At 73.1% G+C, this 17,706-nt stretch carries 14 protein-coding genes and 1 riboswitch; of the genes, 6 read left to right on the forward strand and 8 right to left on the reverse strand.

The annotated features are described in order from the left end of the window. The first annotated feature begins 71 nt into the window (after positions 1 to 71). Positions 72 to 2,009 carry a DNA helicase RecQ gene (recQ, locus tag OIE12_RS18930; RefSeq protein WP_329136881.1) on the forward strand — a complete coding sequence of 646 codons (1,938 nt, stop codon included), beginning with the start codon at positions 72 to 74 and terminating at the stop codon, positions 2,007 to 2,009. Positions 2,010 to 2,145: 136 nt separating this feature from the next. Here recQ and OIE12_RS18935 read toward each other — a convergent pair whose 3' ends face one another. The 7 genes from OIE12_RS18935 to fahA form a co-directional block, all read right to left on the reverse strand. Then, positions 2,146 to 5,022 (reverse strand): fumarate reductase/succinate dehydrogenase flavoprotein subunit, encoded by a 2,877-nt coding sequence (locus tag OIE12_RS18935; RefSeq protein WP_443053857.1) that lies wholly within the window; start codon positions 5,020 to 5,022, stop codon positions 2,146 to 2,148. 11 nt (positions 5,023 to 5,033) lie between these two features. After that, positions 5,034 to 5,894, reverse strand: a complete 861-nt coding sequence (locus tag OIE12_RS18940) for an ABC transporter ATP-binding protein (RefSeq protein WP_329136883.1) — start codon at positions 5,892 to 5,894, stop codon at positions 5,034 to 5,036. Beyond that, on the reverse strand, positions 5,878 to 6,750 hold the full coding sequence (locus OIE12_RS18945) for an ABC transporter permease (protein ID WP_329136885.1): 873 nt from the start codon (positions 6,748 to 6,750) through the stop codon (positions 5,878 to 5,880). The genes OIE12_RS18940 and OIE12_RS18945 overlap by 17 nt, the downstream gene beginning before the upstream one ends. Then, positions 6,747 to 8,087 (reverse strand): ABC transporter substrate-binding protein, encoded by a 1,341-nt coding sequence (locus OIE12_RS18950; protein ID WP_329136887.1) that lies wholly within the window; start codon positions 8,085 to 8,087, stop codon positions 6,747 to 6,749. Before OIE12_RS18950 ends, OIE12_RS18945 begins: the two co-directional genes overlap by 4 nt. Positions 8,088 to 8,124: 37 nt before the next feature. Continuing rightward, on the reverse strand, positions 8,125 to 8,352 hold the full coding sequence (locus tag OIE12_RS18955; protein WP_030379773.1) for a 4Fe-4S dicluster domain-containing protein: 228 nt from the start codon (positions 8,350 to 8,352) through the stop codon (positions 8,125 to 8,127). A 45-nt stretch (positions 8,353 to 8,397) separates the two neighbouring features. Beyond that, the gene (locus OIE12_RS18960) at positions 8,398 to 9,183 is read right to left on the reverse strand and encodes a GntR family transcriptional regulator (RefSeq protein WP_329136890.1); all 786 of its coding nucleotides are present in this window, start codon (positions 9,181 to 9,183) and stop codon (positions 8,398 to 8,400) included. Positions 9,184 to 9,378: 195 nt separating this feature from the next. Next, positions 9,379 to 10,602: a fumarylacetoacetase gene (gene fahA / locus OIE12_RS18965; protein WP_329136892.1), complete on the reverse strand. Its 1,224-nt coding sequence runs from the start codon at positions 10,600 to 10,602 to the stop codon at positions 9,379 to 9,381. Positions 10,603 to 11,028: 426 nt separating this feature from the next. On the opposite strand from fahA, the gene OIE12_RS18970 reads away from it, so the two are divergent. Continuing rightward, positions 11,029 to 11,844, forward strand: coding sequence for an HAD family hydrolase (locus tag OIE12_RS18970; protein WP_329136894.1), 816 nt, complete (start codon positions 11,029 to 11,031; stop codon positions 11,842 to 11,844). Positions 11,845 to 11,913: 69 nt separating this feature from the next. Here OIE12_RS18970 and OIE12_RS18975 read toward each other — a convergent pair whose 3' ends face one another. Continuing rightward, the gene (locus OIE12_RS18975; RefSeq protein WP_329136897.1) at positions 11,914 to 12,399 is read right to left on the reverse strand and encodes a transglycosylase SLT domain-containing protein; all 486 of its coding nucleotides are present in this window, start codon (positions 12,397 to 12,399) and stop codon (positions 11,914 to 11,916) included. 5 nt (positions 12,400 to 12,404) lie between these two features. Next, positions 12,405 to 12,578: riboswitch (cyclic di-AMP (ydaO/yuaA leader) on the reverse strand. 550 nt (positions 12,579 to 13,128) lie between these two features. Between OIE12_RS18975 and OIE12_RS18980 the strand changes: the two genes are divergently transcribed. The 4 genes from OIE12_RS18980 (at position 13,129) to OIE12_RS18995 (ending at position 17,700) form a co-directional block, all read left to right on the forward strand. Further along, a complete protein-coding gene (locus OIE12_RS18980) occupies positions 13,129 to 14,139 on the forward strand; it encodes a polyprenyl synthetase family protein (RefSeq protein ID WP_329136899.1) in 1,011 nt (336 codons plus the stop codon). A gap of 293 nt (positions 14,140 to 14,432) precedes the next feature. Then, positions 14,433 to 15,731 (forward strand): LolA family protein, encoded by a 1,299-nt coding sequence (locus tag OIE12_RS18985; protein ID WP_329136901.1) that lies wholly within the window; start codon positions 14,433 to 14,435, stop codon positions 15,729 to 15,731. A gap of 48 nt (positions 15,732 to 15,779) precedes the next feature. After that, positions 15,780 to 16,793, forward strand: coding sequence for an ABC transporter ATP-binding protein (locus tag OIE12_RS18990; RefSeq protein WP_329136903.1), 1,014 nt, complete (start codon positions 15,780 to 15,782; stop codon positions 16,791 to 16,793). Continuing rightward, a complete protein-coding gene (locus tag OIE12_RS18995) occupies positions 16,780 to 17,700 on the forward strand; it encodes an ABC transporter permease (protein ID WP_329136905.1) in 921 nt (306 codons plus the stop codon). Before OIE12_RS18990 ends, OIE12_RS18995 begins: the two co-directional genes overlap by 14 nt. Positions 17,701 to 17,706: the final 6 nt, after the last annotated feature.

A 17,706-nucleotide genomic window follows, 5' to 3' on the forward strand; every position in this document is an offset into this window, starting at 1 on the left:
CTGTCGGCGGGGGCGCCTATCGTGGACGGAGTGGTCGAGGGACGACGTACGGGGGACGAGCGATGCACGGGATGGGCGGGACGGCTGTGATGACCGACGTGGGCGTACCGGCGGCGGGCGGTGACGGCGAGGCGCTGGCCACGCTGCACCGGGTCTTCGGATACGACGCCTTCCGCGGCGAACAGGAAACGATCATCGAGCACGTCGTGGCGGGCGGCGACGCCGTGGTGCTCATGCCGACGGGCGCCGGGAAGTCCCTGTGCTACCAGATCCCCGCCCTGGTCAGACCGGGCACGGGCGTCGTGATCTCCCCGCTCATCGCATTGATGCAGGACCAGGTGGACGCCCTGCGGGCGCTGGGCGTGCGCGCCGGGTTCATGAACTCCACCCAGGACTTCGACGAGCGGCGGATGGTCGAGGCCGAGTTCCTCGCCGGCGAGCTGGACCTGCTCTACCTGGCTCCCGAGCGGCTGCGCCTTGAGCCGATGCGCGAGCTGCTCTCCCGCGGCAAGATCTCGGTCTTCGCGATCGACGAGGCGCACTGCGTCTCCCAGTGGGGCCACGACTTCCGCCCCGACTACCTCGCCCTGTCCCTGCTCGGCGAGCGCTGGCCCGACGTGCCGCGCATCGCGCTCACGGCCACGGCCACGCACGCCACGCACCGGGAGATCACCGAACGGCTCGGCATGCCGGACGCCCGCCACTTCGTGGCGAGCTTCGACCGGCCCAACATCCAGTACCGCATCGTGCCGAAGGCGGAGCCGAAGAAGCAGCTCCTGTCCTTCCTGCGCGAGGAGCACCCCGGTGACGCGGGCATCGTGTACTGCCTGTCGCGCAACTCGGTGGAGAGGACCGCCGAGTTCCTCAGTGCCAACGGCATCGAGGCCGTGCCGTACCACGCGGGCCTGGACGCGGGCACCCGCGCCGCCCACCAGTCCCGCTTCCTGCGCGAGGACGGCCTGGTCGTGGTCGCGACCATCGCCTTCGGCATGGGCATCGACAAGCCGGACGTCCGGTTCGTCGCCCACCTGGACCTGCCGAAGTCGGTCGAGGGCTACTACCAGGAGACCGGCCGCGCGGGCCGCGACGGACTGCCGTCCACGGCCTGGATGGCGTACGGCCTGAACGACGTCGTCCAGCAGCGCAAGCTGATCCAGTCCGGCGAGGGCGACGAGACGTTCCGCAGGCGGGCCGCCTCCCACCTCGACGCGATGCTCGCGCTGTGCGAGACCGCCCAGTGCCGCCGGGGCCGGCTGCTCGCCTACTTCGGGCAGGACGCGGCGGCCGAGGCCTGCGGCAACTGCGACACGTGTCTGACCCCACCGGAAACGTGGGACGGCACGGTCGTCGCGCAGAAGGTGCTCTCCACGGTGTGGCGGCTGGAGCGGGAGCGGCGGCAGAAGTTCGGCACCGGCCAGATCATCGACATCCTGCTGGGCAAGCGCACGGCGAAGGTGATCCAGTTCGACCACGACCAGCTCTCGGTGTTCGGCATCGGCGACGAGCTGGCCGAGGGCGAATGGCGGGGCGTGGTGCGGCAGTTGCTGGCCCAGGGGCTGCTCGCGGTGGAGGGCGAGTACGGCACGCTGGTGCTCACCGAGGAGAGCGGCGAGGTGCTGTGGCGCGGGCGGGAGGTGCCGCTGCGCAAGGAGCCGAAGAAGCCGACGACGTCCCGGTCGTCCGGCGGTGGCCGGGGCGAGCGCAAGGCGCGGGCGGCGGCGCCCGATCTGCCGGCCGAGCTGGTCCCCTCGTTCGAGGCGCTGCGCGCCTGGCGCGCCGACCAGGCCCGCGAGCAGGGCGTCCCCGCGTACATCATCTTCCACGACGCGACCCTCCGCGAGATCGCGACGGCCCACCCCACCACGGTGGCGGAACTGGGCGCGATCAGCGGAGTGGGCGAGAAGAAACTGGCGACGTACGGAGAAGGGGTACTGGGGGCGCTGGCGTCCCTGTCGGGAGAGGGAGAGGGAGAGGGAAAGGGAGAGGGCAAGGCGGAGGGGGAGATATAGCCGCGCCGGGCGCCTTCCACGAGGGGCCGGGGCCCCGTCAGGGGCGCGGGGCTGTGGTGGATCTGCGGCTGCGCCGCGCGGGCGCGAGCAACCACAACTCACCCACACCCGCGCACGCACCGAACCCCCCGAGCTCTCAGGCGCCCTGCCCCCGCAGGGCCCCGGCCCGGGCCGCATACGCACGGACGTCCGCGTCCGTGTCCGTAACGGCCGTGGCCAACGCCGCCCGCGCGGCCGCAGCCGCATCGGTCACGTCGGCCGCATCGGCCGCTCCGAGTGAGTCGGGCGCGCCCGGCATCCCCCGCTCCGCATGCCGGAGCAACCCCAGCACCGCCGCCTTGCGGACGTCCGCGTTGGGGTCGGCCAGCGCCTTGGCCAGCGCGGGGACCGCGACGTCGGGGTCCGCGGCGCCCAGCGCGGTCGCGGCACCCGCCCGCACCTGCCAGGCCCCGTCGGCCAGCGCGGCGACGGCCCGCCCGGCGTAGGGCGCCGGGCACCCGGTGGCCGCCAGCGCCTCGAAGGCCGCCCCGCGCACCAGGGCGTCCGGGTCAGCGGTGAGCGGCTCCAGCGCGGCGAGGAGGCCGCCGGCACCGGAGCCGGCAACGGCGTCGGAGCCGGCCCCCGGGCCGGCGGGCGCGGGCACGCCCGCCGTGCCCAGCGTGGCCAGGGCCTTGGCCACCGCGACCCGGACCTCGCGGGAGGGGTCGGCGGCGGCCCGGGCCAGGGGTCCGGCCGCGTCCACGGACACCAGGGCGCGGACCGCCTCGATGCGGACGGTGACGTCGGCGTCGTCCAGCGCCCCGGCGTAGATCCCGGCGTCGCCCAGGCGCAGGGCGCGCAGGACGTCGAGGGCGGCGGCCTTGACGACGGGGTCGGGTCCGGCGAGGGCGTGGACGAGGGGCTCGCGCAGGGCCGGCTCCGCCGGGAGCGTCTCCACGAGCTCCCGCAGCGAGGCGGCGGCGGTGGCGCGCACTTCGGCGTCGGCGTCGGACAGGGCAGTGGCGAGCGCCGGCCCGGTGCCGGACGGCACGGTCTCGGTGAGGACGGTGACCGCGACCCGGCGCACCGGGGCGGCCGGGTCGCCGAGGAAGGGCAGCAGCGCGTCGAGGCCGGGCTCCTCCTCGGCGAGGGCGAGCAGCCCGAGCAGCCGGGGCGAGGCCGACGTCTCGGCGCCCCCGCCCGCGCCGGGCGCACCGGCGGCGCCGGCCGCCGCGTCGGCCGGACCGCCGGCCGCGACCGGTGCCGCGTCCCGCGCGCCGGCCGTGGCGACCTGCTCGGGGTGGACCTCGCCGAGCAGGCGGGCGGGACCGCCGGTCGGGGTGAAGCCCTCGACCGGCACCAGGTACGGCTCGACCGGCCGTGCCGTGAAGACCATCGAACCGGAGGGGGACTTGTGCAGATCGAGATGGCGGAGCCAGGAGTCGTCGTCGCGCGCGGGGAGGTCGACGCGCTCGTGGTAGAGGCCCCAGCGGGACTCCGTACGGGCCAGCGAGGACCGCGCGGCCATCTCCGCGCAGTCGCGGATGAAGGAGACCTCCGCGCAGCGCATCAGCTCGTGCGGGGTGCGCGCGCCCATCGACGCGATGTCACCGCGCATCCGCTCGAACGCCTCGAGCGCCAGCGACAGCCGGGCCCCCGACTTCGGCGGCGCCACGTAGTCGTTGACGAAGCGGCGCAGCTTGTACTCGACCTGGGTCTGCGGCGGACCGTCCGGATGGCGCAGCGGACGGTAGATCAGCTCGTGCGCCTCGCGCACCTGGTCGTCCGGCAACTCGCCCTGGTAAGCCGTGTACTGGGCGGCGTCCGCACCGGCCAGGTCGCCGAAGACGAACGCGCCGATCATGTAGTTGTGCGGTACGCACGCCATGTCACCGGCGGCGTACAGCCGGGGCACGGTCGTCCGGGCGTGGTCGTCGACGCGGACCCCGGAGGCGGAGTGGCCGCTGCACAGGCCGATCTCGGAGATGTGCATCTCGACGTCGTGGGTGCGGTAGTCGTGGCCGCGCCCGGCGTGGAAGGTGCCGCGGGTGGGGCGCTCGGTGGAGTGCAGGATCGACTCCAGCGCCGCGACCGACTCCTCCGGCAGATGGCTCAGCTTCAGGTACACCGGCCCCCGGTCGCCGGCCACCTCCGCCGCGAACTCGGACATCATCTGCCCCGACCAGTAGTCGGAGTCGACGAAGCGCTCGCCGTGCCGGTTGACCTGGTAGCCGCCGAACGGATTGGCGACGTAGGCGCAGGCGGGGCCGTTGTAGTCCTTGATCAGCGGGTTGATCTGGAAGCACTCGATGCCGGTGAGCTCGGCGCCCGCGTGGTACGCCATGGAGTAGCCGTCACCGGCGTTGGTGGGGTTCTCGTAGGTGCCGTAGAGGTAGCCGGAGGCGGGCAGCCCGAGCCGCCCGGCGGCGCCGGTGGCGAGGATCACCGCGCCCGCGCGGACGGTGACGAACCGTCCGGTGCGGGTGTTGAACCCGGCCGCGCCCACGGCCCGGCCCCCGGCCGTCAGCACGCGCACCGGCATCACCCGGTTCTCGATGCGGATCCGCTCCCGCATCTCGCGCCGCCGCAACTGCCGGTAGAGGACCTTCTTGACGTCCTTGCCCTCCGGCATCGGCAGCACGTACGAGCCCGAGCGGTGCACCTGGCGCACCGCGTACTCGCCGTGCTCGTCCTTCTCGAACTTCACCCCGTAGGACTCCAGGCGCCGCACCATGCCGAAGCCGCGGGTGGCGGTCTGGCGGACGGTGGACTGGTCGACGATGCCGTCGTTGGCGCGGGTGATCTCGGCGACGTAGTCGTCGGGCTCGGCACGGCCGGGGATGACCGCGTTGTTGACGCCGTCCATGCCCATGGCGAGCGCGCCGGAGTGCCGGACGTGCGCCTTCTCCAGCAGCAGCACGTCGGAGCCGTGTTCGGCGGCGGTCAGCGCCGCCATCGTGCCGGCCGTGCCGCCGCCGATGACCAGGACGTCGCAGGAGAGCTCTTCGGCGTCGGTGAGGGCGGGGATGTCCACGGGGCTGCCTTTCAGTTCTTGAGGGGGGCGGAGGAGCCGGCGGGGGCCGAGGGGGCCGTTGCGGGCTCCCGGCGGTCCCCCAGCGACTCCAGGACCGTGCGCCGCAGGGCGACGCGGGCCGGGTCGTCGTGGGCGGCCCGGTCGCGGGGGCGCGGGACCTCGCGCACGCCGAGCAGCCGGCCCGCGCCGAGCAGGGCCACGCGGTCGCCGAGGAACAGCGCCTCGTCCACGTCGTGGGTGACGAAGACGACCGTGGCGCCGGTGCCCCGGAGCACGTCCACCAGCAGGTCCTGCATCCCCGCGCGAGTCTGGGCGTCCAGCGCGCCGAAGGGTTCGTCCATCAGGACGGCGCGCGGGGCCGCGGCGAGCGCGCGGGCGAGTTGGGCGCGCTGGCGCTGCCCGCCGGAGACGCGATGCGGCAGCTTCCGCGCCTGCTCGGCGAGGCCGACCCGGCGCAGCCAGGCCTCCGCCTGCGTCCGGCGCTCGGCGCGGGCCAGTCCGGCGATGGCCAATGGGAGTTCGACGTTGGCGCGCAGGGTGCGCCAGGGCAGCAGGGCGTCCTCCTGGAAGACCAGGGCACGTTCGGCGGCGGGGGCGGTGAGGGGCAGGCCGTCCTGCTCCACCGTTCCGTCGAGCGCGGGCAGCAGCCCGGCGAGGGTGCGCAGCAGGGTCGACTTGCCGCAGCCGGACGGGCCGACGACGGTGAGGATCTCGCCGGGTGCCACGTCGAGGTCGACGCCGGCGAGCGCGGGCGCTCCGGGCCGGCCGAGGGCGGCGCCCCGGAGCGCGAGCCCCGCACCGCGGGCCGGGGCCGCCGCGACGGCTGCGGGTGCGGTGCCGGGTGCCCGGCAGACGTCAGATGAGCTGGTCATGCGGGACCGCCTTCTCGGTGACGGGGTGCGCCGGTACGGAGGCCGGTGCGGCGCTCCGCGCCCGGGACGTGCGGGGGGCGCGGGCGCCGGGGACGTAGGAGGTGCGCGGCAGCCAACGGGTCAGCCGGCGCCCCAGCAGCTCCACGGCGGTGGACGTGACCCAGCCGAGGACGCCGATGGTGACCATGCCGACGAACACACCGGGATAGTCGACGACGGTGTAGTCCTGCCAGGTGCGGTAGCCGACGCCGTACTGGCCGGAGATCATCTCGGCGGAGATCACGCAGATCCAGGACACCCCGATACCGACCGACAGCCCGCCGAAGATGCCCGGCAGGGCCCCCGGCAGCACCACGGAGCCCAGCACCCGCCACCGGCCGCCGCCCATGGTCCGCACCGCCTCCTCCCAGACCGGGACCAGCGCGCGCACCGCGTGCCGGGTGGAGACCAGGACCGGGAAGAAGGCGGCGGTGCAGGTGATGAAGACGATGCCCTGCTCGTTGGAGGGGAAGAGGAGGATGGCGACGGGGACGAGGGCGATCGCCGGGATCGGCCGGATCACCTCCAGGACCGGGCCGAGCAGGTCCTCGGCCAGCCGCGAGCGCGCCACCAGCACACCGGCCGCGACCCCGAGCACCGCCGCGAGGACGAAGCCGAGGACGATCCGGGTGAGGCTGTCGGTGAGGTCGGTCCAGTAGTCGGGTCCGGACAGCCGGTCGGCGAAGGCGCGCGCCACGTCGGTGACGGTCGGGAACTGCGAGAAGCGCAGCCACACGTCGACGTCGTAGGCGGTCAGCGCCTGCCAGAGGCCGAGGGCGGCGGCGATCGAGGCGATCCGCAGCAGATACCGGGTCATGAGGCCAGCTCCTGCGCCGTCGCGTACGAGACGGTACGGGCGCCCGCGTGCGCGGCGGTGTACGCCTTCGCGGTGCCCTGGGTGACGAACGGCAGCAGCCGGTCGCCGTCGGCCACCCAGACCGCCTTGTCGGCGAACCACAGGGTGCCGGTGGTGGTGTCGGGCACGTAGGCCGCGCGGAGGTCCTTGCCGTGCCCGGCCGTGTACTTCAGCAGGGCGTTCGGGGAGTCGAAGCTCTTGGTGGCGTCGGCGCCCTTGGGCCAGGCCTCGCTCGCGGCGGCGGGCGGGCCGGCGGCGAGCCGCTCGGTGTAGGAGGCGCCGAGTGCCTTCCTGACGTAGGAGTCGTCGACGAAGGAGTCCACGTCGATGTCGCCGGTCAGCTTGGCGGCCTTGAGGATCGAGACGTCCTGCTTCAGCGCGGAGATCAGCCGCGGTTTGACGCTGGGGTCGAAGGTGGCGATGCCGTGGGCGCCGTTGTAGAGGTAGACGACCTCGGCGGGCAGACCGGTGGCCTTCGCGACCTTCTCGGCGGCGGCCACCGGGTGGTCGTCCAGGTAGTCGGTCGCCTGGGCCTGGGCCTTGAGGAACGCCTCCAGGACGGCGGGGCGGCGCTCGGCGAAGTCCTTGACGGCGGTGACGCCGTGGAAGGTGGGCAGGTTCAGCTCGGCGCCGTCGTACAGGGCCTTGGCCTTGCCCTGGTAGGCGAGCAGTCCGGGCCAGGCGACGAACTGCGAGAGGGCGTCGGCGCTGCCCGAGGAGAGCGCCGAGGCGCCGACCGCGGGCTGCTGGTTGAGCTTCTCGACGCCCTTGTCCGGGTCGATCCCGGCGCGTTGCAGGGCCCGTACGAGCGTGCCGTCGGCGGCGGAGCCGATGCTGGTGGAGACCTTCTTGCCCTGGAGGTCCTTCAGGGAGGCGAGCGTCGAGTCCGGGGCGGTGACGATGGTGTTGAGGCCGCCGCGGAGGTTGTAGCCGGTGACGGAGACCAGCCGGGTCGGCTTGTTGAGCTGGGTGCCGCGGGCCGCGTTGATCAGCAGCGGGAAGTCGCCCATCGAGCCGATGTCGATCTTCCCGGCGGTCATCTGCGCGGTGATCGGGGCACCGGTGGCGTAGTCCTGCCACTGGACCTTGTAGTGCTTGCCGTCGCCGAGGGAGTTCAGCTCCTTCTCGAAGTAGCCGAGGGAGCGCAGCAGGGTGCCGGCGGTGACGGTGTTGATGGTCTTGGACTGGTAACCGACGGTGACGGTGACCGTGGAGCCGTCCCCGGCCGCCGCGTTGCCGCCGCAGGCGGTGAGCGGCAGCAGGAGCATGGCGGCCGCGGCGGCTGCCTTGGGTTTCATGAGGGTTCGGGCCTCTCGCCGGAGCGGGTCGATGAGTTCAGCGGAGCAGGTAGGGCATGTTGACCGTGACGGCTCCGGTGGGGCACCGGGCCGCGCACGGGCCGCAGTACCAGCACTCGTCGACGTGCATGTACGCCTTGCCGTTGCTCTCGTCGATGGCGAGGGAGTCCAGCGGGCACATGTCCACGCAGAGCGTGCAGCCGTCGATGCACTTGGACTCGTCGATGGTCACGGGCACGTCGGCCCGCTGGGGCGCCAAGGCCATGGCTGTCTCCGATGAGGTCGTACGACGGAAGAGGACGGGAGGGAATCAGGGACGTGAGCGGCGCAGTTGGCCGCCCATGGTGATGCGGTCGCCGCGGAAGCGGATGAACTCCAGGTCGACGGGACGGCCGTCGGCGAGGTGGGTCAGCCGCTCCAGCATCAGGACGGCGGCGCCGCGCGGTGCCTGGAGCACGGCGGCGGAGTGGGCGTCCGCGTTCACCGCCTCCAGGGTGATGTCGGCGTGGCCGAGCGGCTGCCCGGTCACGGCCTCCAGGAGCCGGAACACGTCGGTGTGCTCCAGGTCGGCGCCGAGCAGACAGGTGCCGATGTCGAGGGGGACGTAGGTGAGGTCGAGGGAGAGCGGAAGACCGTTCAGGCGGCGCAGGCGCTCGATGTAGAGGACGTCGGCGCCGGCCGGGAGGCGGAGCCGCTCGGCCACCGGGGCGGGCGCCGGGGCGGGGCCCACGGTGCGGACCTCGTTGGTGACGTCGCCGTGTTCGTGCAGGGTTTCCGCGAGGCCCATCAGCCGGTCGAGGCCGTGCGGGTACTTGCGTGCCACGACGACCGTGCCGACGCCGGGGAGCCGGTCCACCAGGCCCTCGGCGCGCAGCAGGTCCAGGGCCTGGCGGACGGTGTTGCGGGAGGCGGCGTACTCGGTGCCGAGGGCGGCCTCGTGGGGGAGGGTGCCGGTGGGGAAGCCGCCGGTCAGGATCTGCCGGCGCAGCAGGTCGGCGAGCTGCCGCGCCCGGTCCGCGCGCAGCCGGCGCCGGCGGGCGGCGACGGTGGTCGCGCCCTGGCCGGCGTGGTCCCGGATGCGGTCGGTGGGTGGCATGCGGGGAACCCTACTGAAACAGTGGGGTATGGGGTGTTGCCGGAGTGTTGCGCCATGTGGGGGAGCGTCAGATCACGGGCTGACCTGGGGTTTCGCGGGGGAAGGGGGCGAGATGCGCCACCAGCGTCCCGCTTCCTGCTCCCCTCTCCCGCCGCGCCCCGCGCTCTACCGCCCCGCGCTCTACCGCCCCGCGCTCTACCGCTCCGCGGGAACGATCCGCCCCGACACCTCGCCGAGCCCCACCCGGGCCCCGTCCGGCCCCGGGGCCCACGCCGTGAGCGTGACCTCGTCGCCGTCCTGGAGGAACGTGCGGTCGCCCCCGGGCAGTTCCAGCGGGTCCCGGCCGTTCCAGGTCAGTTCGAGCAGTGAGCCCCGCTCGCGCGGCCCCGGTCCGCTGACCGTCCCGGACGCGTACAGGTCGCCCGTCCGCAGCGAGGCCCCGTTCACCGTCAGGTGGGCGAGTTGCTGCGCGGCCGTCCAGTACATCGTGGCGAACGGCGGTTCGGACACCACGTGGCCGTTGACCGCGACGGACAGCCGCAGGTCGTAGCCGCCGGGCCCCTCGTCGGAACCGGAGTCGTCCAGGTACGGCAGCAGCGCGTGCGTACGCTCCGGCGGGGCGACCCGCGCCTCCTCCAGGGCGTCGAGCGGGGTGATCCACGCCGACACCGACGTGGCGAAGGACTTGCCGAGGAACGGGCCGAGCGGCACGTACTCCCACGCCTGGACGTCCCGGGCCGACCAGTCGTTGAGCAGGCACAGCCCGAACACATGGTCGCGGAAGGCGGACAGCGGCACGGGCCGGCCCAGCTGCGAGGGCGCCCCGACGACGAAGCCGACCTCCGCCTCGATGTCGAGCCGCACCGAGGGACCGAACGCCGGTTCGGCGTCGGTCGGCGCCTTGCGCTGCCCGGACGGCCGTACCACCTCCGTGCCGGAGACCACGACCGTTCCCGAGCGCCCGTGGTAACCGATGGGCAGGTGCTTCCAGTTCGGGGTGAGGGAGTCGGCCGCGTCCGGGCGGAAGATCTGCCCGACGTTCCGCGCGTGGTGCTCGGAGGAGTAGAAGTCGACGTAGTCCGCGACCTCGAAGGGCAGATGGAGCCGCACCTCGGACAGCGGGTGCAGCAGTCCGGCGACCGCCTCCTGATGGGAGGGAACGGTGACCCACGCGGTCAGCGCGCGCCGGACGTCGGACCAGGCGGTGCGGCCCGCCGCCAGCAGCGGGTTCAGCGTCGGCCGGGCGAGCAGCGACGCGTACGGCGAGCCGAGGGCGAGGGCCGCCGCGCCCGCGTCGAGCACGTGGTCGCCGAGCCGGACGCCGACCGTCCGCGCGGTGCCGCCGGGCGGGGTGAACACGCCGTAGGGGAGGTTGTGCGGGCCGAAGGGAGCGCCCTTGGGAACGTCGAACGGGGGCATGCGGTGCTGCCTCGCTTTCGTGCGCGCCGGGCGGGGACACGGCTCCCGCTGGTGGCAGGGGACGCGTTCCCGGTGGTCGCGCCACACGTTACGGCCGAGTCGCCCGCCATGGGGGCAGTACGCGGGGCGGGTGTTGACGGTACGACGGGCAGTGCGCGGGACGGGTGTTGACAAGACGACGGGGCAGTGTGCGGGACGAGTATTGACAGGAGGGCGCGCAGTATGCGGGACGGGTGTTGACGAGACCACGGGCAGTTCGCGGGACGGATGTTGACGGGACGACGGGCGGTACGCGGGCGGGTGTTGGCGGACGGCGTAGGCGCCGTGCGCCAACTGTCGCTGTCGGGCCGGTCGTTGCACACGAGAAAGCGGACGTCGTCCGGTTCGGGGCGGGTCGGTGGGGCGTGACATCCGTATTCTCTGATCATGGCCGCACCCACCGCATATGCCCTCATCGCCACTGACCTGGACGGAACGCTGCTGCGCGGCGACGACACGCTCTCCGACCGGTCCCTCGCCGCGCTCGCGCGGGTGGCCGCGGCCGGGGCGACACATCTGGTGGTGACGGGGCGGCCGGCGCCGAGGGTGCGCCCGCTCCTGGAGGACCTGGGCGGGCGGGGGCTCGCGGTGTGCGGACAGGGCGCGCAGTTGTACGACGCCGGCGCGGACCGGCTGCTGTGGTCCGTCACGCTGGACCGGGAGCTGGCAGAGACCGCGCTCGGCAAGGTGGAGGCCGAGGTCGGCGAGGTGTACGCCGCCGTCGACCAGGACGGTGCGGACGGGCTGACGCTGATCGAGCCCGGCTACCTCATGCCGCACCCCACGCTGCCGGCCGTACGGGTCGGCCGGCGCGACGACCTGTGGGCGGAGCCGATCAGCAAGGTGCTGCTGCGCCACCCCTTCCTCACCGACGACGAACTGGCGGCGGCGGCCCGGGGGGCGGTCGGTTCACTGGCCACGGTCACCATGTCGGGGCCGGGGACCGTCGAACTCCAGCCATGCGGCGTGACCAAGGCGACCGGGCTCGCGCTGGCGGCCGAGCGGCTGGGGCTGTCCCCGGCCGGGACCCTCGCCTTCGGGGACATGCCCAACGACATCCCCATGTTCGACTGGGCGGCCCACGGCGTGGCCATGGCCAACGCCCATCCCGAACTCAAGGCGGTCGCCGACGAGGTCACGGCGTCGAACGAGGACGACGGCATCGCCGTCGTCCTCGAACGCCTCTTCCCGGACCGGGGCTGAGGCCCGTACGGACCCTCGCCCGGGCGGCCGGACCCCTGGGGGCGGTCGTGCCCCTGGGAGGCGGTCGGCTCAGTACGCGCCGTACACGTTGTCGATCGAGCCGTAGCGCGCGGCCGCGTAGTTGCAGGCCGCGGTGATGTTGGCGACCGGGTCGAACGGGTCGAGCGCGGTGCCGGGCACGTGGTAGGCGAGGAACGTCGGGTCGATGATCTGGAGCAGGCCCTTGGACGGGGTGCCCGCCGCGGCGTTGGAGTCCCAGTTGTTCACGGCGAGCGGGTTGCCCGAGGACTCGCGCATGACGTTGCGGTGGATGCCGTCGTAGCTGCCGGGGATGCCGTTCTGGGCCATGATCGCCAGGGACTGCTGGATCCAGCCGTCCAGGTTGTTGGTGTAGGCGGCCGTGGTGGTCGTGGCCGCGGTGGTGGTCGCCGTGGTCGTGGCGGCGGACGCCTGGGTCGCGCCGAACAGCGGCAGGGCGAGGGCGGCGGCACCGGTGCCGGCGGCGATCACGGCGCGGGTGGGCAGGCGGAAGCCGGGCAGGGCGAAGCGGGGCATGGCGGATGTCCTCTCCGTCGCCTGCGAGGTGAGCTGTCGGGTTCGGGCTGGGAGGTGCCCGGCCGGTCCGCACGCGAGTGCGGATCCGGCTTCACCCCTAGCCGTGCCGGGACTTGGCCCGGACCGGCGACTTACCTGGGTCCCCCGCTCCTGCCGTGCGAGATGGGTGAATGGGTGCTCCGGGCGGCGGCAGGACTCGGCGTTCCGTCCGGATCGGGGAGGAAGCTATGCGAGAGAACCTGTGGGGAACAAGTGACGAAAACGCGGTTCTCCCCGGTTGATCTTGTGGTGGGTGTTTTGGGTCGTTGATCCTTTGTGGGCCGTGGAGTCCAACTGGGTATCCGGGTAAGGGGAATGTGTGCTTCCGGTTGTCCGCGCACGGCAGGGGTGGCGCGTGACCCAACTCACTGGCCGGACGAGCCGGGCGTATGGTGCGGAAAGGTTCGAATGTCCGCAAGTCGGCCGCGCGGGAGGTCCCGGTGCCGTTCGGGCGGCGACGGAGGGATCCGCCGGGGGAAGCACCGTGGTGTGATCATGCGTGTGTCACTAAATAACTGCGCGTATCACCCGATCACGAACATGCCGTCTCTGATCCGATACGTCCCGGCCTGGAACCATGGGCGCTCGTGGTGATCGAAACATGACCGGATACGCTGACTTGAGTGAGGGCAGCGACCTATCGACAAACCGTGTAACCGTCACCAGACACCAGCAGACAGGAGACCCCTCGTGACCGTCGTCGGGCCATTCGGGCTGAGCGTGCGGGACCAGGCTCTGGAAGCCGATGTCCAGGTCGGTCTGACGGCTGTCGAGGAGGGCCTGCTCGAAGCCACCAAGAGCGAGGTCCCCTTCATCACGGAGGCCGCCCAGCACCTCGTCCGCGCGGGCGGGAAGCGGTTCCGGCCGCTGCTGGTGATGCTGGCGGCCCAGTTCGGCGACCCCTACGCGCCGGGGATCGTGCCCTCGGCGGTCGTGGTCGAGCTCACCCACCTGGCCACGCTCTACCACGACGACGTCATGGACGAGGCCGAGGTGCGGCGCGGGGTGGACAGCGCGAACACCCGCTGGGGCAACTCGGTCGCGGTCCTCACCGGCGACTTCCTCTTCTCCCGCGCCTCCCACATGCTGGCCGACCTCGGCCCCGAGGCGGTCCGCATCCAGGCGGAGGCGTTCGAACGGCTGGTCACCGGGCAGATCCTGGAGACCGCCGGGCCGCGCGACGGCCGGGACCCCGTCGACCACTACCTCGACGTGCTGGCCGGCAAGACCGGCTCGCTGGTCGCGGTGGCCTGCCGGTTCGGCGCGATGATGTCCGGCGCCGACGAGACGGTCGTGGACGTGCTCACGCAGTACGGGGAGCGGCTCGGTGTCGCCTTCCAGCTCGCCGACGACGTGCTCGACATCGCCTCCGACTCCCGTGAGTCCGGCAAGACGCCGGGCACCGACCTGCGGGAGGGCATCCCCACGCTGCCGGTGCTGCGGCTGCGCGAGCGGGCCGAGCGGCTCGGGCTGCCGGAGGACGCGGCCCTGTGCGCGCTGCTCGACTCCGACCTGAGCGACGACGCCCGGCTCACCGAGGCGCTGGAGCTGCTGCGCGAGCACCCGGCGCTCGAACAGGCGCGACGGGACACGGTGCGGTACGCGGAGGAGGCGCGCTCCGCGCTGGCCCCGCTGCCGGAGTGCGCGGCGAAGACGGCGCTCACGGAGATGTGCGAACTGGTGGTGCACCGGGCCGGGTGACGCCGCGGGTCCCCGCTGTTCTGTCCGGCCGTCGGTCCCCTCTTCCCCTACGGGTGGGTGGACGCTTTCCACCCTCGTGTCATACCGCAGGAGTACGCGGAGTTGGCTCCGGGGGTTGACGCCTCGTCGCGGACTTTTTGGTCATATGGAGAGGACCACCTCCCCGGACTTCGGGTGACAATGGCGGCACGGGGTGGGAAGTCCCGGCTCGAGCGCGAACCGAGAGCCGAGGGGAGCGCGCCGAGGGAGCGCGAGCACGGCACGCCGCCGCCGACGACGGAGGTAAGGCACACATGGCACCGTACGGAACCGACGACATCACTCCCGGCGGAAGCCCGGGCGAGCACCCGGGCGGCAGCGCCGGCGACGCGGGCGGAGCGCGGCGCAGGGCCACGCGGTACGTCGTGCCGGTCGCGGTGGTGGGGGTGGCGGCGGCGACGATCGGGCTCGTCCCGGCGCTCGCCGACTCCGGTGACCCCGACCTGCCGAAGATCAGCGCGCAGAAACTCCTCGAGAAGATCGCCGCGTCGGACGTGGACCAGCTCTCCGGCACGGTCAAGATCACCACCGACCTGGGCCTGCCGGACCTGGGCGGCCTGGAGAGCGGCCTGCTCTCCGGCGCCTCGCCGCAGGGCGGCGATTCCACCGCCGACCCCTCCTCGAAGCTGACGGAACTCGCGAGCGGCACGCACACCCTGCGCGTGGCCGTGAACGGCCCGGACAAGCACAAGCTGTCCATCGTCGAGAAGGCCGCCGAGTACAGCGTCATCCACAACGGCGACGAGGTGTGGGCGTACGACAGCGCCTCCAACCAGGCCTACCACGCCGAGGAGCCGAGCGGCGCGAAGGACGGCAAGAGCGGGAAGGACGGCGGCAAGCACCACGGCGCCGGGTCCGACGAGCTGTCCGTCACTCCCAAGGCCCTCGCCGAGCAGGTCCTGAAGGCCGCCGACGGCACGACGTCCGTCACGGTCGACGGCACCGTCCGCGTCGCCGGCCGGGACGCCTACAAGCTCCTGGTCAAGCCGGAGAAGTCCGGTTCGACGGTGGGCGCGATCAGCATCGCGGTGGACGCGCGCACCGGGCTGCCGCTGAAGTTCACGCTCACCCCGTCCTCGGGCGGCGCGGCCGTGGTGGACGCGGGCTTCACCAAGGTGAGCTTCGACCGGCCGGCCGCCTCGACGTTCGACTTCACCCCGCCCAAGGGCACCAAGGTCACCGAGGAGGACGACGCCAAGAAGCCGGAGTCCCGCAGGGCCCCGGGCGGCGCGATGGGCGGCGGCCTCGCCGGACTCGGCGGCCTCACCAGCACGGAGGGGGCCAGGACGATCGGCGAGGGCTGGACGGCGATAGCCGAGTTCGGCGGCGACGAGAGCATGCCCTCGGACTCCTCGCACGGCTCGGGTCCGGCCGACGACAGCGCGGCCTCCGGCCTTCTGGGCTCCTTCGGGGACAAGGTGACCGGCAAGTTCGGCTCCGGCACGGTCTTCTCGACCCGCCTGGTCAACGCGCTGATGACCGACGACGGCAGGGTCTACGCGGGTGCCGTCACGAAGGACGCGCTGGTGAAGGCGGCCGACGCCGCCAAGTAGGAACGGGGTCCGCCCGGAGCGGACCGTACGGCACGAGTGGGGGAGCGCATGGAGCAACCGTCCGCCGCGAAGGGGCAGCAGGCGGGGGCCGACGACGCGGCAGCCGATGACGTGGCAGCCGATGTCGGTGCGGGCGCGGTCATCGCCACCCGTGCGCTCACCAAGCGGTACCGCGGCGGGCAGCTCGCCGTGGACGGTCTCGACCTGACCGTCCCGGCGGGCAGCGTCTTCGGCTTCCTCGGACCCAACGGCTCCGGCAAGACGACGACGATCCGGATGCTGATGGGCCTCATCGAGCCCACCTCCGGCACGGCGCACGTGCTCGGTCGGCCCATGCCCCGCGCGGGCCGCGCCGTGCTCCCGCACGTCGGCGCGCTCATCGAGGGCCCGGCGCTGTACGGATTCCTCTCCGGGCGCGACAACCTCCTGCGGTACGACGCCGCCGACCCCACCGCCGACCCGCGCACCCGGCGGGCCCGGGTGGGGGCGGCCCTCGACCGGGTCGGGCTGACCGCGGCCGCCGGGAAGAAGGCGAGGGCGTACTCGCTCGGCATGAAGCAGCGGCTGGGCCTCGCCGCGGCCCTGCTCCAGCCGCGCCGGCTGCTCGTCCTGGACGAGCCGACCAACGGCCTCGACCCCCAGGGCATGCGCGAGATCCGCACCCTGGTCAGGGAGTTGGCCTCCGACGGCACCACCGTCTTCCTCTCCTCCCATCTGCTGGACGAGATCGAGCAGGTCTGCACCCACGTGGCCGTGATGGCCCGGGGACGGCTCCTCACCCAGGGCCCGGTGGCCGAACTGGCGGCGGGTGCACGGGGGCGGCTGGTGGTGACCACCCCGGACGCGGCGGACGCGGCCCGGGTACTGAAGGAACAGGGCGTGGACGACGTCGTACTGGCCGAGGACCGGGTCACCGGGGAGCCGCCGGAGGGCGAACTCGCCGACCTCAACGCCGCCTTGGTGGCGGCCGGGGTGCGCGTACGGGGCTTCGCCGTGGAACGGGCCTCGCTGGAGGACGCGTTCGTGGCGCTGACGGGGGAGGGCTTCGATGTCGCGGGCTGAGACGACGGACCCGGCGGCGCCGGAGGCCGCTCCGGTACGGGGCGCCGCCTCCTCCTCCACTCCGACGGGGCGGCCGAGCCCGCTGTGGTCCCTCGGCCTGTTCCGCAGCGAGCTGGCCCTCACCTTCCGCCGCTGGCGCACGCGCGCCCTGCTGGGTGTGCTGGTCGCGGTGCCGGTGCTCGTCGGGGTCGCCGTGAAGATCGAGACGAGCGACGGCTCCGGCACGGGCGGGGGCGGCCCGGCGTTCCTCGCGCAGATCACCAACAACGGCCTGTTCCTGGTGTTCACCGCACTCGCCGCGACGCTCCCCTTCTTCCTGCCGATGGCCGTCGGCGTCGTCGCGGGCGACGCACTCGCGGGCGAGGCGAACGCCGGCACCCTGCGCTACCTCCTGGTCGCCCCGGCCGGCCGCACCCGGCTGCTGCTCACCAAATACGCGACGGTGCTGGCGTTCTGCCTGGCCGCCACCCTGGCCGTGGCCCTCTCGGCACTCGCGGTCGGCGCGCTGCTGTTTCCGCTGGGCGAGCTGACCACCATCTCCGGCACCCGCATAAGTTTCGGCGACGGACTCGTGCGGGCACTGCTCATCGCACTCGTCGTCGCCGCCTCACTGATCGGCGTGGCGGCCCTCGGCCTGTTCGTCTCCACCCTCACCAACAGCGGCATCGCGGCGATGGCTACGACGGTCGGGCTGCTGATCACCGTGCAGATCCTCGACCAGATACCCCAGCTCCACGCGATACAGCCGTACCTGCTCTCCCACTACTGGCTGTCCTTCGCGGACCTGATGCGGGACCCCGTCTACTGGGACGACCTCCTCCACAACCTCGGCCTCCAGGCCCTGTACGGCGCGGTCTTCGGCTCGGCCGCCTGGGCCCGTTTCACGGCCAAGGACATCACGGCCTAGGTCTGG

The organism is Streptomyces sp. NBC_00670 (assembly GCF_036226765.1).
Taxonomy (GTDB): Bacteria; Actinomycetota; Actinomycetes; order Streptomycetales; family Streptomycetaceae; genus Streptomyces.